General features: G+C 69.9%; 14 protein-coding genes. 7 read left to right on the plus strand and 7 right to left on the minus strand.

Annotated features, from left to right (window positions below):
- Positions 1–53: 53 nt before the first annotated feature.
- Positions 54–1,298 carry a sensor histidine kinase gene (locus DFJ65_RS00695; RefSeq protein ID WP_115924029.1) on the plus strand — a complete coding sequence of 415 codons (1,245 nt, stop codon included), beginning with the start codon at positions 54–56 and terminating at the stop codon, positions 1,296–1,298.
- A complete protein-coding gene (locus DFJ65_RS00700) occupies positions 1,295–1,915 on the plus strand; it encodes a response regulator (protein WP_115921347.1) in 621 nt (206 codons plus the stop codon). Before DFJ65_RS00695 ends, DFJ65_RS00700 begins: the two co-directional genes overlap by 4 nt.
- 74 nt (positions 1,916–1,989) lie before the next feature.
- On the opposite strand, the gene DFJ65_RS00705 is transcribed toward DFJ65_RS00700, so the two are convergent.
- A complete protein-coding gene (locus DFJ65_RS00705; protein ID WP_115921348.1) occupies positions 1,990–2,880 on the minus strand; it encodes a siderophore-interacting protein in 891 nt (296 codons plus the stop codon).
- Positions 2,881–2,979: 99 nt separating this feature from the next.
- On the opposite strand from DFJ65_RS00705, the gene DFJ65_RS17275 reads away from it, so the two are divergent.
- Positions 2,980–3,120: a hypothetical protein gene (locus DFJ65_RS17275; RefSeq protein WP_170143946.1), complete on the plus strand. Its 141-nt coding sequence runs from the start codon at positions 2,980–2,982 to the stop codon at positions 3,118–3,120.
- Here DFJ65_RS17275 and DFJ65_RS00710 read toward each other — a convergent pair.
- From DFJ65_RS00710 to DFJ65_RS00720, 3 genes are read right to left on the minus strand one after another with little or no spacing between them, the layout of a single operon-like run.
- Positions 3,107–3,613 (minus strand): NUDIX hydrolase, encoded by a 507-nt coding sequence (locus tag DFJ65_RS00710; RefSeq protein ID WP_115921349.1) that lies wholly within the window; start codon positions 3,611–3,613, stop codon positions 3,107–3,109. The two genes, DFJ65_RS17275 and DFJ65_RS00710, sit on opposite strands and share 14 nt — an antisense overlap.
- Positions 3,610–4,785 carry an AI-2E family transporter gene (locus DFJ65_RS00715; RefSeq protein ID WP_115921350.1) on the minus strand — a complete coding sequence of 392 codons (1,176 nt, stop codon included), beginning with the start codon at positions 4,783–4,785 and terminating at the stop codon, positions 3,610–3,612. Before DFJ65_RS00715 ends, DFJ65_RS00710 begins: the two co-directional genes overlap by 4 nt.
- Positions 4,786–4,818: 33 nt before the next feature.
- A complete protein-coding gene (locus DFJ65_RS00720; RefSeq protein ID WP_115921351.1) occupies positions 4,819–6,498 on the minus strand; it encodes an FAD-binding dehydrogenase in 1,680 nt (559 codons plus the stop codon).
- A gap of 128 nt (positions 6,499–6,626) precedes the next feature.
- Between DFJ65_RS00720 and DFJ65_RS00725 the strand changes: the two genes are divergently transcribed.
- Positions 6,627–7,544: a hypothetical protein gene (locus DFJ65_RS00725; protein WP_115921352.1), complete on the plus strand. Its 918-nt coding sequence runs from the start codon at positions 6,627–6,629 to the stop codon at positions 7,542–7,544.
- Between the two features lie 139 nt (positions 7,545–7,683).
- Here the strand turns inward: DFJ65_RS00725 and DFJ65_RS00730 are convergent, their stop codons facing one another.
- A complete protein-coding gene (locus DFJ65_RS00730; RefSeq protein ID WP_115921353.1) occupies positions 7,684–7,950 on the minus strand; it encodes a hypothetical protein in 267 nt (88 codons plus the stop codon).
- On the opposite strand from DFJ65_RS00730, the gene DFJ65_RS00735 reads away from it, so the two are divergent.
- Positions 7,934–8,437 carry a hypothetical protein gene (locus DFJ65_RS00735; protein ID WP_147301260.1) on the plus strand — a complete coding sequence of 168 codons (504 nt, stop codon included), beginning with the start codon at positions 7,934–7,936 and terminating at the stop codon, positions 8,435–8,437. The genes DFJ65_RS00730 and DFJ65_RS00735 overlap by 17 nt on opposite strands.
- An 8-nt stretch (positions 8,438–8,445) precedes the next feature.
- Here the strand turns inward: DFJ65_RS00735 and DFJ65_RS00740 are convergent, their stop codons facing one another.
- Both DFJ65_RS00740 and DFJ65_RS00745 read right to left on the minus strand, forming a co-directional pair.
- Positions 8,446–9,111, minus strand: coding sequence for a histidine phosphatase family protein (locus DFJ65_RS00740; RefSeq protein WP_115921355.1), 666 nt, complete (start codon positions 9,109–9,111; stop codon positions 8,446–8,448).
- 157 nt (positions 9,112–9,268) lie between these two features.
- Positions 9,269–10,450, minus strand: coding sequence for a PucR family transcriptional regulator (locus tag DFJ65_RS00745; protein ID WP_115921356.1), 1,182 nt, complete (start codon positions 10,448–10,450; stop codon positions 9,269–9,271).
- Positions 10,451–10,577: 127 nt separating this feature from the next.
- Here DFJ65_RS00745 and DFJ65_RS00750 point away from each other — a divergent pair, with 127 nt between their 5' ends.
- Both DFJ65_RS00750 and DFJ65_RS00755 read left to right on the plus strand, forming a co-directional pair.
- Positions 10,578–11,633 (plus strand): ferredoxin reductase, encoded by a 1,056-nt coding sequence (locus DFJ65_RS00750; protein WP_115921357.1) that lies wholly within the window; start codon positions 10,578–10,580, stop codon positions 11,631–11,633.
- 55 nt (positions 11,634–11,688) lie between these two features.
- A complete protein-coding gene (locus tag DFJ65_RS00755) occupies positions 11,689–12,948 on the plus strand; it encodes a fatty acid desaturase family protein (protein WP_115921358.1) in 1,260 nt (419 codons plus the stop codon).
- The last annotated feature ends 69 nt before the right edge of the window (positions 12,949–13,017 follow it).

Raw genomic sequence — 13,017 nt, forward strand, 5'->3', positions numbered from 1 at the left:
ATGGATGTCCGCGGCTGTCGCGGGGGCCACCGCCCGCAGTACCGTCGGTGTCGATGCCTGAGTCCGATCCCGCCGTCACCTTCGACCGCACGACCCACGACCACGAGGTGCCCCGCGACAGCCCCGTCGTCGCCGCCATGAAATGGGCGATGCACGCGCTGTTCGCATTGCTGCTGGTAGTCGGCACGATCCGCGGCGCGCAGGAGGCCACCCACCCGGTTCCGTTGGTGATCGGGTGTGTGCTGCTCGGCGCCTGGTACCTGCTCGGTCTCGTCGCCGAGGGTCGTTCCCGATCGCTCGGAGTCGCCTGGTTCGCAGTGCTTTTCATCGGTTGGGTCGGGCTGGTCGCGGCGAGCACCGAGCTGTCCTGGGTGGCGTTCGCGCTGTTCTTCCTGGCGCTGCACCTGCTGCCCAAACCGTTCGGGCTGCTCGCGGTGGCCGCCGGCACGGCGGTCGTGGTGACCGCCCAGTTTCGCAGCCCGGGCACCGCCGCGGTGCCGAGCGTGCTCGGCCCGTGCATGGGCGCGATCGTCGCCGTCGGCATGTCGTGGCTCTACCGACAGTTGCGCGCCAAGAGCGAGCAGCGACGGCAACTCAACGCCGAACTCGTTGCGGCGCAAGGCGATCTGATCGCTACCCATGACGCACTCTCCGGCGCGCAACGCGAGGCCGGACGGCTCGACGAACGCACCCGGGTGGCCCGCGACATCCACGACACGCTCGCGCAGGGGTTCTCCAGCATCGTGCTGCTCTCGCGCGCGGGGCTGTCCGGCAACGCCGACGCCGAACGGCTGCGCGACATCCTCACCCGGATCGAGCAGACCGCGTCCGAAGGTCTGGGCGACGCCCGCACCGTGGTGCACGCGCTCACTCCGCCCCAACTCGACCACGCACCGCTGGTCGCGGCGCTCGGACGGCTGGTCGAGCGGCAGACCGGACGCACCCGGGTCGAGTTCGTCACCGACGGCGCGGTGGCGAGCCTGCCGACCACCACCGAGGTGGCGTTGCTGCGCATCGCGCAGGGCGCCTTGGCCAACGTCCGTCAGCACGCGAACGCGCAGCGGGCGGTCGTCACGCTCACCGCCGACGGTCTCGCGGTGCGCCTCGACGTGCGCGACGACGGCGACGGGTTCGATCCCGACCGGCCGATCGTGCCCAGCCAGCAGGGCGGCTACGGCATCGCCGCGATGCGTGCTCGCACCGAGGAGGCGGGCGGGTTGTTCGACATCGTCTCGGCGCCCGGCGAGGGCACCACGGTGCACGCCGAGATCCCGCTGCCGCGCGGAGGCGCCCGATGACCCGCGTGCTGGTGACCGACGACCACCCGGTGGTGCGGGCCGGGCTGCGGATGTTGCTCGAGGCGTCGGGCATCGACGTCGTCGCTGAGGCGGCCTCGGGCGCCGAGGCGATCGCGCTTGCCCGCGACCTGCGCCCCGATCTGGTGCTGATGGATCTGCAACTCGGCGACGGCATGGACGGTGTCGCTGCCACCAGCGCGCTGCTGGCTCTGCCCACGCCGCCGCAGGTGTTGATCGTCACCACCTACGACACCGACGCCGACATCCTGCGGGCGGTCGAGGCCGGCGCCGCCGGCTATCTGCTCAAGGACGCACCCGCGGCCGACCTCGTCGACGCCGTCGAGCGCGCGGCCCGCGGTGAGACCGTGCTGGCGCCGGCGGTGGCCGATCGGCTGCTGGCGCGGCTGCGGCGTCCGGCACCCAGGCTCAGCGCGCGCGAAACCGAGGTGCTGAGGCTCGTCGCCGACGGCGCGTCGAACAGGGAGGTCGCCCGCGCGCTGTTCCTGTCGGAGGCCACGGTGAAGTCGCACCTCGTGCACATCTTCGACAAGCTCGACGTCGACTCGCGCACGGCCGCGGTCGCCCGCGCCCGCGAGGTCGGGCTGCTGCGCGGGTAACGGGCAGGGCTCACCGGGCGTAGTCACCGGCCTGGTCAGCGGGCCCGGTCAGCGGGCCCGGTCACCGGAGGTCTTCAGCGCACGCTCTGCGGCGCGGCCCGGTCGGCCTCGTCCCGTTCCATCTGTGCGTTGAAGTCACGCTTGCCGGCCTGCCACGCATCCTCGTTCTGGCCCGAGCGCCAGTAGCCGGAGATCGATGCCCGCTCGCGCGGCACCTGCCGCTCGAGGAACAGGTAGCGACGTAGGTCGCGGATCATGTCGGCGTTGCCGTGCACGAATGCCTCGACCACGCCGTCCGGCCAGTCGGCCGCACGCACCGCGGACACCAGACCGCGACCGTACGCACTGCCGTGCCCTGCGCCGTTCCCCTTGCTGTCGGCCGCCGGGACCTCGTCGCGGTGCACCCACTGCACCTCCACCCCGGGCATGACCCGCAGCGGCACGTGCGCGGAGGCGTCGGCGACCTCCGCGAACACCAGGGCCCGGGCGCCGTCGGGCAGTTGCTCCAGCGCGGCGGCGATCGCCGGCAGCGCCGACTCGTCGCCGACCAGCAGGTGCACATCGGCGTCCGGGTTGGGGCGCCACCCTCCGCCCGGGCCGAGGAAGCCGATCGACTCCCCGGGCTGCACCGTCGCCGCCCACGGGCCGGCGAGCCCGGAGTCGCCGTGCACGACGAAGTCGATGGCGAGTTCGCCACGCGCGGGGTCGTACGAACGGATGGTGTACGTGCGGGTGACCGGCCACTGCTCCCGCGGCAGCGTCTCGCGCAGTTCCTCCGGGTCGAACGGCCATCGGTAGTCGGCACCGGCCGGCGGGAACAGGATCTTCACGTAGTGATCGGTGTAGGCCAGCGGCTCCAGTTCGGCGCCGGAGAAGTGGACCCGCACCAGGTCGCGGGTGATCGACTCGGTTCGGGCAACCGTGACGGTCTTGGGCACACGGCGCGGCCGGGGAGAATCAGACATAAGGCAAGCCTAACCACCCTCGAAGGTGAGCCCGGCCGACCTCAGGTCACCGAGTCGGGTTCGGCGTATCCCAGCTTCCTTCCGGCGCCGCTGGTGGCGGTGTTCGAGTCGACCGGTGGCACGATCTGCCCGACCGGCTACGACGGAGCGATCGGACCGGCGCTGCTGACCGGTGCAGTCGCGGTCGGGATCGGCACGATCGTCGCCGCGTTCGCACCGGGGCGGGTCAGCCCCCGCTGAGCAGTCGGCCGGGTTGGGGCGTCGCGTGCGCGGCTCGCACCGCGCGCAGGATGCGGGCGGTCGCCCGGTCGCCGTCGGTCCAGCCCGACAGGTCGAGCCAGTGGTGCGCGAACGCCTCGCTGGCCGGACGCACCTGCGGCTCGGCGTCGCAGATCACCCGGAAGATCACGTCGGCGTGCCGGATCCGCGGGTCGAACACGACGGTGACGATGTCGCCCGGGTCGATGACCAACCCGGTCTCCTCCAGCACCTCCCGGCGGACGGCGTCGGCGGGCTGCTCGCCGCGGTCGACCAGCCCGCCGGGCAGAGAGTGCCCGCGGCGGTGCGACTGGCGCAGGGCCAGCACCTTGCCGTCCCACTCGATGAGCGCGATCGCACCCAACGCGTACGTCGGTTTCGCCGCCCGCACCAACCGGTGACTGAGCCCCGGTGGCAGGGCCTTGAAGACCCGCAGGCCGGCCCGGCGCACCTTGCCGGGCTTGCGTGCGCTCACGCTGTCGCCGAACCTTCGGTCGGGTCGTCGAACAGATCGTCCGATCCCCCCGACGACCGCGACCCGTGATGCTCGCGCACCGCCCGGATCGCGTTGTTGACCACCGCGACGAAGGGCACGGCCACGAACGCACCGAAGATGCCGGCCACCAGCGTGCCGCCGGTGACGCCGACGAGGATCGCCAACGGATGGATGTCGACGGCCTTGCCCAGGATGATCGGGTTGAGCAGGTTGCCGAACAACTGCACGATGAGCACCAACGCGATCGCCACCACGATGGCCGTCGTCAGCCCCTGGCTGACGAATGCGATCAGACACACGACCACGCCGGCGACCAGCACCCCGATCAGCGGCACCAACGAGCCGAGGAACAGCAGCACCGCCAACGGCACCACCAACGGCATGTCGGCGATCATCATCACCGGCACCATCGCGACGGCGTTGATCGCGGCGAGCAACACCAGGCTGCGCATGTACGCGGTGAGCGTGCGCCAGCCGGCCTGCCCGGCTTCCTGCACGTGGTCGTGGATGTGGTCGGGGAACATCGAGACGACCCAACCCCAGATGCGTCCGTTGTCGAACAGCATGAACAGCGTTGCGAACAAACAGAACACGCCACCCGACAGCACACCGATGGCCCCGGTGGCCCGGTCCAGAGCGGCCGACGACCCGCCGAACTGCTCCTGCAGCGTCTGCCCGAGCTGCACCGAGTAGCGGTCGGCCTGCTTCGGCGTCATCTTCAACGGCCCGTTGACCAGCCAGTCGCGGATGGAGGCGAGACCGCCGTCCAACTGCGACAGCAGGTTGTCCTTGGAGTAGGCGATCTGGCTGATGACGAACCACATCAGCCAACTGATCACCGCGATGCCGCCGAGGAAGACGATGAGCACGGCGAGCGTGCGCGGCACCTTGAACCGCACCAGCAGCGCCACCAGCGGCTGCAGCAGCGCGCAGATCATGATCGCGACGGTGACGGTGATCGTGACCAGGCTGATCCGGTCGAGCAGCCACGCGAGGGTGACGACCCCGCCGATGATCAGCACGAAACACAGCGACCACCAGGCGGCCACCTGCACGCCGAAACTGACGTCGTCGAGCGGACGCTTGGGGCGTTGCGTCTCGACGACCTTGATGGCCGTCGGCTGTTGCTCGGGACGGTGGGAGTCACGCACGGTGACAGCCTGCCACCTCGGGCGGCCGCCCGGTCAGAGGGCGGCCTTGGCCAGCGAGAGGCCGGCGGCCCGACCCGAGAAGATGCAGCCGCCGAGGAAGGTGCCCTCGAGGGCGTTCTTGCCGTGCACCCCGCCGCCGCCGAAGCCGGCCGCCTCACCCGCGGCGTACAGCCCCTCGACCGGCGCGCCGTCGGCGCCGAGCACCCGCGACTCCAGGTCGGTCTGGATGCCGCCGAGCGTCTTGCGGGTGAGCACGTTGAGGCGCACACCGATCAACGGACCGTGTTTGGAGTCGAGCATGCGGTGCGGCGCCGAGACCCGACCGATCCGGTCGCCGCGGTAGCGACGGGCGTTGTGGATCGCGTTGACCGCGAAGTCCTTGGAGTAGGCGTTGGCGATCTCCCGGTCGCGGGCCTCGATCTGCCGGCGCATCAGGTCGACGTCGAGCAGCGGTTCGTCGGTGAGCGCATTCATCTTCGCCACCAGGTCGAGCAGGGTGTCGGCCACGACGAAGTCCTCGCCGTGGTCGACGAAGGCCTGCACCTCACGGGGCGCGCCCTTGCCGATGCGCGACCTCAGCACCGCCTTCACGTCGTGGTCGGTGAGGTCGAGGTTCTGCTCCGATCCCGACAGCGCGAACTCCTTGGCGAGCATCGTGCTGGTGAGCACGAACCAGGAGTGGTCGTACTGCTCGATGTCCGGCGTAGTGCGCAGGTAGCGCAGCGTGCCGAGGGTGTCGTACGACGGGAGGTAGGGCGCGGGCAACTGCCGGCCCAGCGCGTCGAACCACATCGGCGAGGGCGCCGACAGGATACGGATGGCGTGGCCGGGCCAGACGGGGTTCCAGTTGTGGATGCCCTCGACGTAGTGCCACATGCGGTCGCGGTTGACCAGGCGGCCACCGGCTGCGGCGGTGATGTCGATCATCCGCCCGTCGACGTACGCCGGCACGCCGGTGATCATGTGCTTCGGCGGGGTGCCGAGGTGGTCGGGCCAGTGCTTGCGGACGAGGTCGTGGTTGCCCCCGATGCCGCCGGACGAGACGACGACCGCCGACGCGGTGAACTCGAAATCGCCGACCTCGTCGCGGTTGCTGGCGACGCCGCGGGCGGACGCGTCGGGTGCGAGCACGCGTCCGCGGACGCCGGTGACGGCGCCGCCGCCGCGCACCAGCTCGTCGACGCGGTGCCGGTGGGCGAAGGTCACCAGACCCTTGGCGGCACCCTCGCGAGCGGCCTGGACGAACGGCTCGGCGATGCCCGTGCCGGTGCCCCAGGGCACGTGGAAGCGGGGCACGGAATTGCCGTGACCGAGGGCCCGGCCGTCGCCACGTTCGGCCCAGCCGACCAGCGGGGTGAACTTCACCCCGCGGGACAGGAGGTAGTCGCGCTTGATCGACGCCGCGAACTCGACGTAGGCCCGACCCCACTGCTTCGCCCAGTGGTCTTCGTCGGATTCGCCTGCGAAACGGTCCCATTGGGCACTGCCCTGCCAGTCCTGCCAGGCGAGGTCGAGCGAATCCTTCACCCCCATCCGGCGTTGCTCCGGGGAGTCGACAAGGAAAATCCCGCCGAACGACCACCACGCCTGACCGCCGAGGTTGGCCTCGTTCTCCTGGTCGATCACCAACACCTTGCGACCGGCCGCGACCAGTTCGGTGGTGGCGACCAGGCCGGCGAGACCGGCTCCGACGACGATGACGTCCGCGTCCATGCGCTGCACTCCTGCACTCGGTCCTACAGTTCTTGCCCTGGGTGGCCCCGACGCTATCCCGCCCCGAACGCCTGCGGACGGCTTCCGGGCGATGTCCCGCCCTTCGACCCCCCTCTACATTGAGTCGCATGGACGAGGTCACCCTGGGCGACGCGATCGACGAGCTCTACGCCGGCGATCCGGCCGAGTTCGTCGCGACCCGCAAACGCCTGGTGGCTGCCGCTCGCAAACAGGCCGACAAGGAGTTGCCGAAGACGATCGGCGCTCTGCGCAAGCCTTCAGCGGCTGCGGCTGCGATCAATCAGCTTGCCCGACAAGAAGATCCGCCTGACATCCCCGCGCTTTGCGAACTCGGTGAACGGATGCGCGATGCCGCCGCCCGGATGGACACGGCTGCGCTCAAGGAGCTGGGCGCCGAGCGCAGCTCACTCATCCGCGAGTTGCTCGCCGAGACCGAGTCGTTCGGTGCGACCGGCGCCGCAGCCAAGGACCAATTGACCCAGACCTTCACCGCCGCCCTCGCATCGGCCGAGGCCGAAGACGCCGTGTGCAGCGGGCACCTGGTGAATCCGTTGTCGTACAGCGGTTTCGGCGAGGTCGAGGTGGCCGAGGCGGTGGCGGTGCCGCTACGTGAGCTGCAGGAGGCGAGGCTCGCGCAGCTCGCCGAACGTGAGGCCCAGCGCGCCGCCAAGCCCACCCGTGGACACGACGACTCGTCGGGCGGGCGGCAGGAGTCAAAGCCGGAGCCCGCCGCGAAACCGGAGCCCGCCCCGGCGCCTGCGCGCAGCGAGCCTGCCGCTGGGCCCGTCAGCGCGCCGAGCGCGGCGCCGTCCGCCTCACCGAGCGCAGCGCCGTCCGCATCACCGAGCAATGCGCCGGACCCGGCGAACGCGCGCGCCGTCTACGAGCAGTGCGTGGCGCTGGAGCAGCAGGCGCAGGCCGCGGTCGAAGCAGCACGCGCCGCGTTGGCCACCGCCAAGGAGCATGCCGCCGCGGCGGGACGAGCCCGCCAGGCCGCCGAAGACCTGCTCGACTCGCTCACCTGAACACCCACGACCCCCGCAAACGCTGCGCTTGCCGGCACACGCTGCAGCTGCAACAGCAGCGTGTGCCGAGAACTGCAGCGTCTGCGGACTTGGGGGCGGCGAAGTTCGGGTGCGGCGGGTGTCGGTGCGCGCAGTGGGATCAGGCCGAGATCTTGGTGGTGCAGTACTGACGCAGCTTCTGCGCGTCGGTGTTGTACGTGGAGGTCGAGACCGTACGGCGAGCCTTGCGGGCGTCGGCCATGTCGTCGAAGTCCTTGGCCACCTTCCACACCAGGGGCGTGAACTGCTTGTCGCCCGGCTCCTTGGTGAGCGTGCGCAAGTACGTGGCGGTGGAGCGGAAATTGTTCGCAGCGCTGTCGAGGTCGGCCGCCTTCTGCGAGCGAACCGCGTTGTTCCAGATCGTCACCGCGCTGTTCGACCGCGAGTTGGCGTTGACACACGAGTTGATGAGCGCCTGCGACGCGCCGGCCTTCTTCGTGGTCGGTGCGGCCGGGGTCGAGGTCGCACTGGTCGACGATGTGGTCGAGGTCGCTCGCGACGTCGCGGTCGAAGTGCTGGACGCCGCGGTGGTGCTCGAGGTCGCGGTGGCCGACGACGAAGTGGCCGGGGTTGCAGATGAGCTGCCCGACTCGGTCGCGACCGACGTCGGGTCAGTTGTGCTGCTCGCGTTGCTCGGGCCGCTCGTCGTGCTGCTGGTGGACGGCTGCGAGCTGGTGGACGTGCCACCGCCACCGGTGCACGCCGCGAGCGCGAGCGTCGCGGCCAGGGCGATGCTCGTGGTTGCCGCGCGCCGGGGGTCGTGCTTCAAGAACATCCGTCCACCATGCAACGCGCTGGTGGCGCGCACAAAATCGGCGTGCAGCATCTGCAACCGGCCATCAGCACCACCCTGACGTGAGGGTCAGTCCTCGAACGGGTGACCGGTCGGGCCGTCGTACGGGTCGGGGTCGTCGGGACCGGTGCCCGCGAGGGCCGTGCCGAGCCACGACACGACGGTCCAGCCGGAGTCCGAATCTCCTTCGAGCACAACGATGCCGGTGTTGGGCAAAGGCTGGGCGTGGAGATCGGAGTCCTTGATGTTGTCGGCCCGCTGGTAGGTCCAGAAGCGGATGATCGCGCCGTGGCTGACCAACACCGCGGTGTCGACGCCCGACGCCTCGATCTCGCGGACGCTCTCGTCATAACGGGCGAGCACCTCGTGGCCGGACTCACCACCGGGCACCCGCCGATCGAGTTCGCCGTCGGCCCAGTCGCCCATCAGAGTCAGGTAGGCGTGGACGCTGTCGGGATCGGTGCGCTTCTCCAACTCGCCCGCTTGGATCTCGTGTGCGCCGACAAGAGCCTGCGGCTGCAGACCGAGGTGGTAGGCCAGCGGCGCGACGGTCTCCTGGGTGCGCTGAGCACGACTGGTCCACAGCGCGTCGATCTGCTCGCCGTGCAGGGCCGCAGGGATCGCCTCGGCCTGCTCGATGCCTCGGTCGGTGAGCCCCGGACCAGGCAGGGTGGTGTCGAGGGAACCTTGCACGTTGGCCGGGGTCTCCCCGTGCCGGATCAGGATCAACCGCATGCCCCCATTGTCCCTACCCAGGTGAACGGCAGGTGCCCCGGCACGGTGTCCGCTCGGCCGACACCGCATCTTGCCAACTGGTGCGCTTCTTGCCACGGGCCCGCACCCAGATGCGCACCAGTTGGCAAGATGCGGTGCCGGCCGAGCGGGGAAGCACTCACGCGCGGGCGCGCAGCACCAGCTCCAGCTCGAACCGCGCCTTCGGGTCCTCCAGCACCTCGCCGAACAGTTCGCGCAACTGACCGAGGCGGTAACCGATGGTCTGCGGGTGCACGTGCAACTCGTCGGCGATCTTCTTGCGCTCACCGCGCCAGCGCAGCCACGACTCGAGTGTTTCCAGCAGCCGTTCGCGCTGTCCCTCGCCCAGATCGTCGAGCGGGGCGAGTCGTCGCCGGGCGAGTTCGGAGACGAGGTCACGCTGCGCCGCCACCATCACTTCGACGGTGTGCTCCACCACCCACCGCGGTTCGGCTACCGGCGGCACACCGACCGCCGCCATCGTCGCCTTGAGCGACTCCGACACCGCGGTCCACGGGCGCCCCGGGCCGAGCCACGCGCTGCGTCCGGCGAGAGCGAGTTCGAGCTCGCGTCGGGCGCGCGCCGACTGCGGCTCGGGCGCGACGGCGACCGCCTGACCACCCCGCGCGGCGCCGAGCGACCGCTCGCCGAGCCGCAACCGCAAGCCCTCCGCGTTGTCCAACGGCAGCACGATCGCGATCAGCCGGTCGGGAATCGTCCACCCCGCGCGCGCCGCGAGCTGACGCACCTCCACCTCGTCCGAGCGGGGCGCCAGCAACGCGTTGAGCAGCGCGGCACGAGCCCTGTCACGTTGCCCGACCTGCCGCGACTGCTCCTCGGCGTAGCCCTCGACGCTGGCCGCCGAGATCTCGTCGAAGTAGATGAACAGCGCCTCACCGAGGTGCATCAGCACGCGCGAGTCGACTCCGGCCTCGATGGCCGCCTCGGACACGATGCGCAGCGAGAGCCGCGAGCCGAGCCGGTACGCCGACAACAGTGCTTCGAGCGATCGGCCGGTGCGCGCCTCGCCGATGCCGAGCGCGCGGTAGACCGCCTGTGCCTCCGGGGTGAAGGCAGGCTGGTCGGTGCCGGGTAGTTCGAGCAGCAGGCGTTGCAACGCGACCTCGACCCCGCGCCGGACGGCGGCGCCGAACTCGCCGTCGAGCGGCCGGGCATACTCCACGATCTCGCGCGGGATGTTGTCGACGATCGTCTCGACCAGATCGGGAAGCACCGGTCCGATGATGTCGCTGATCGCGGCAGGCAGTTGCGCCCACGGCTGGGGGCGCCCGGCGGGGGAAACTGTGACAGTTGTGGTCATCAGCTGCCTTCGCGGTAAATGTGGGGTGACGATTGGCTCCATTTTATCGCGAGAGCACAAATTTCACTCCGAGATTCTGCTTTCCAACTCACCGCTTCAGCCGCCCGCGCCAACCACACTGGAAAGCATGGGAGTTCGAAAGGCGATCCACCGCGCCGTCTCGGTGCTGACGTCACCGGCGACCCCGGAGGACTACCTGCAGGTCATCAACCCGTTGTCCTCCGCTCGCCAGCTGCGCGGCGTCGTCACGGCCGTGCGCCGCGAGGGCACCCGCTCGGCCACCATCTCTATCCGCCCCGGACGCGGCTGGGCACCACACCTGGCCGGCCAGTGGGCGCGCATAGGTGTCGAGATCAACGGCGTGCGCCAGTGGCGCTCCTACTCCCTGTCTGCGCCCGAAGGGCACGACCCGGAGATCACGGTGACGGCCATCGGACGCGTCTCCAGCCACCTGGTGCAGCACACCAAGGTCGGCGACATCCTCTTCCTCGCTCCGCCGCAGGGCGAGTTCGTGTTGCCGACCGGCCCACGTCCGCTCTTGATGATCACCGCGGGCAGCGGCATCACCCCGGTGATGTCGATGCTGCGCACGCTCGTGCCGAAGCGACGCGACGCCGACGTGGTGCTCGTGCACTCCGCCCGCACCGAAGGCGAGGCCCTCTTCCTCGACGAGCTGCGCGCGATGCAGCGCGACTACCCGGGCCTGCACGTCGTCACCCGATTCACCGCCACCCAGGGACGTCTCGACTTCTCCGACGCCGCCCAGGTGGATGCGGTCTGCCCCGATTGGCGCTCACGCAAGGCCTACGTGTGCGGCCCGATCGAACTGCTCGACGACACCGAGAAGTTCTGGGCCAACGCCGGCCTGCCGCACGGCCTGCAAGTGGAGCGCTTCGCGCCTGCCCAGCTTGTGCCGTCCGACACCGACGGCGGACGCATCACCTTCGCCCGCTCCGACAAGGAGGCCGTCGCCGACGGCTCCACCCCGATCCTCGAGGTCGGCGAGGAAGCGGGCGTCATCATGCCGAGCGGTTGCCGCATGGGCATCTGCCGCACCTGCCTCACCCCACTGGTCTCCGGCCAGGTGCGCGACCTGCGCACCGGCGAGATCCACGCCGACGAGGGTGAGCTCATCCAGACCTGCATCACCGCCGCCGTCGGACCCGTGCACCTGGAGATCTGACGATGACCACGACCGACCTGCACCCCACGAATCACCCTGAGAGTCAGGAGCTTTCATGACGATCACCAACGCCAGCGTCGTCGAGCGACGCACCGCGATCTACACCGATTCGGAGAAGAAGCGGACCGGTGTGCTGCCCACCGAGGGCGGCACCACCACCCGTCCGAAGGCGGCCGCGCACCTCACCGACGAGCAGGTGGCCGAGCTCGGTCGCGAGCTCGACGCGATCCGCGACGAGGTGCTCGCCAAGCGCGGCGCGAGCGACGCCGCCTACATCCGCAAGGTCATCAAGATCGCGCGCACCTTCGACATCGCGGGCCGCACCGCGCTGATCTTCGGCAAGCACAAGCCGATGTTCGCGCTCGGGGTCGCCGGGGTCTCCCTCGGCAAGATCCTGGAGAACATGGAGATCGGGCACAACGTGCTGCACGGCCAGTGGGACTGGATGCGCGACCCTGACATCCACTCGACCACCTGGGAGTGGGACTTCGTTGCCCCGGCCCGCGGCTGGCAGCACACCCACAACGACCTGCACCACACGTACACGAACGTGATGGGCAAGGACCGCGACGTGGGCTACAACATCCTGCGTATCAGCGACGAGCAGCCCTGGCAGAAGCGCGATGTCTTCAACGTGCTCGTCAACGGTGTTCTGGCGCCGGCCTTCGAGTGGGGCATCGCCTCCTACGACCTCGAGTGGGACCAGGTGCAGACCGGTGCCAAGTCGCGCGAGCAGCTCAACGAGGACGTCGAGGCGCTCAAGGCGAAGGCCGTGCGTCAGGTGCTCAAGGACTACATCGCCACGCCGCTCGTCGCCAGCCTGACCGGCTCCGGCAAGTGGTCGCTCGCCGGAATGGTCGCCGGCAACATGGTGCGCAACGTGTGGGCCCACTCGGTGATCTTCTGCGGTCACTTCCCCGACGAGGTCGACGTGTTCACCGAGGACGTGCTCGACGGCGAGACCCGCGGCGACTGGTACATCCGCCAGATGCTCGGATCGGCGAACCTGTCGGGCAGCCCGCTGTTCCACATCCTCACCGGCAACCTGAGCCACCAGATCGAACACCACCTGTTCCCCGACCTTCCCTCGAACCGCTACATCGAGGTGGCGCCGAAGGTGCGCGAGATCTGCGACCGGTACAACCTGCACTACACGACGGGCCCGCTCGGCACCCAGCTCGCCCAGACCTGGAAGAAGATCGCCAAGCTGTCGCTGCCGGACGAGTTCTGGGAGCGCCATGAGTCGGGCAAGCCCGGCAAGTGGCAGGTGCTGCGCGACGCGTGGAAGGGCCGCACCACCCCCGAGACCGCCTGAGCGACTGGATCGCCAGCGGTAGACCTGAGCGGACGACTGGATGTCCTTTGGCTCCACGCCCTTGATCTT

Source organism: Calidifontibacter indicus, assembly GCF_003386865.1.
Lineage (GTDB): Bacteria > Actinomycetota > Actinomycetes > Actinomycetales > Dermatophilaceae > Yimella > Yimella indica.

Coding starts and splice junctions, on each gene's coding strand:
- DFJ65_RS00695 (WP_115924029.1), top strand. CDS start 54: ATGCCTGAGTCCGATCCCGCCGTCACCTTCGACCGCACGACCCACGAC.
- DFJ65_RS00700 (WP_115921347.1), top strand. CDS start 1,295: ATGACCCGCGTGCTGGTGACCGACGACCACCCGGTGGTGCGGGCCGGG.
- DFJ65_RS00705 (WP_115921348.1), bottom strand. CDS start 2,880: ATGTCTGATTCTCCCCGGCCGCGCCGTGTGCCCAAGACCGTCACGGTT.
- DFJ65_RS00720 (WP_115921351.1), bottom strand. CDS start 6,498: ATGGACGCGGACGTCATCGTCGTCGGAGCCGGTCTCGCCGGCCTGGTC.
- DFJ65_RS00725 (WP_115921352.1), top strand. CDS start 6,627: ATGGACGAGGTCACCCTGGGCGACGCGATCGACGAGCTCTACGCCGGC.
- DFJ65_RS00740 (WP_115921355.1), bottom strand. CDS start 9,111: ATGCGGTTGATCCTGATCCGGCACGGGGAGACCCCGGCCAACGTGCAA.
- DFJ65_RS00745 (WP_115921356.1), bottom strand. CDS start 10,450: ATGACCACAACTGTCACAGTTTCCCCCGCCGGGCGCCCCCAGCCGTGG.
- DFJ65_RS00750 (WP_115921357.1), top strand. CDS start 10,578: ATGGGAGTTCGAAAGGCGATCCACCGCGCCGTCTCGGTGCTGACGTCA.
- DFJ65_RS00755 (WP_115921358.1), top strand. CDS start 11,689: ATGACGATCACCAACGCCAGCGTCGTCGAGCGACGCACCGCGATCTAC.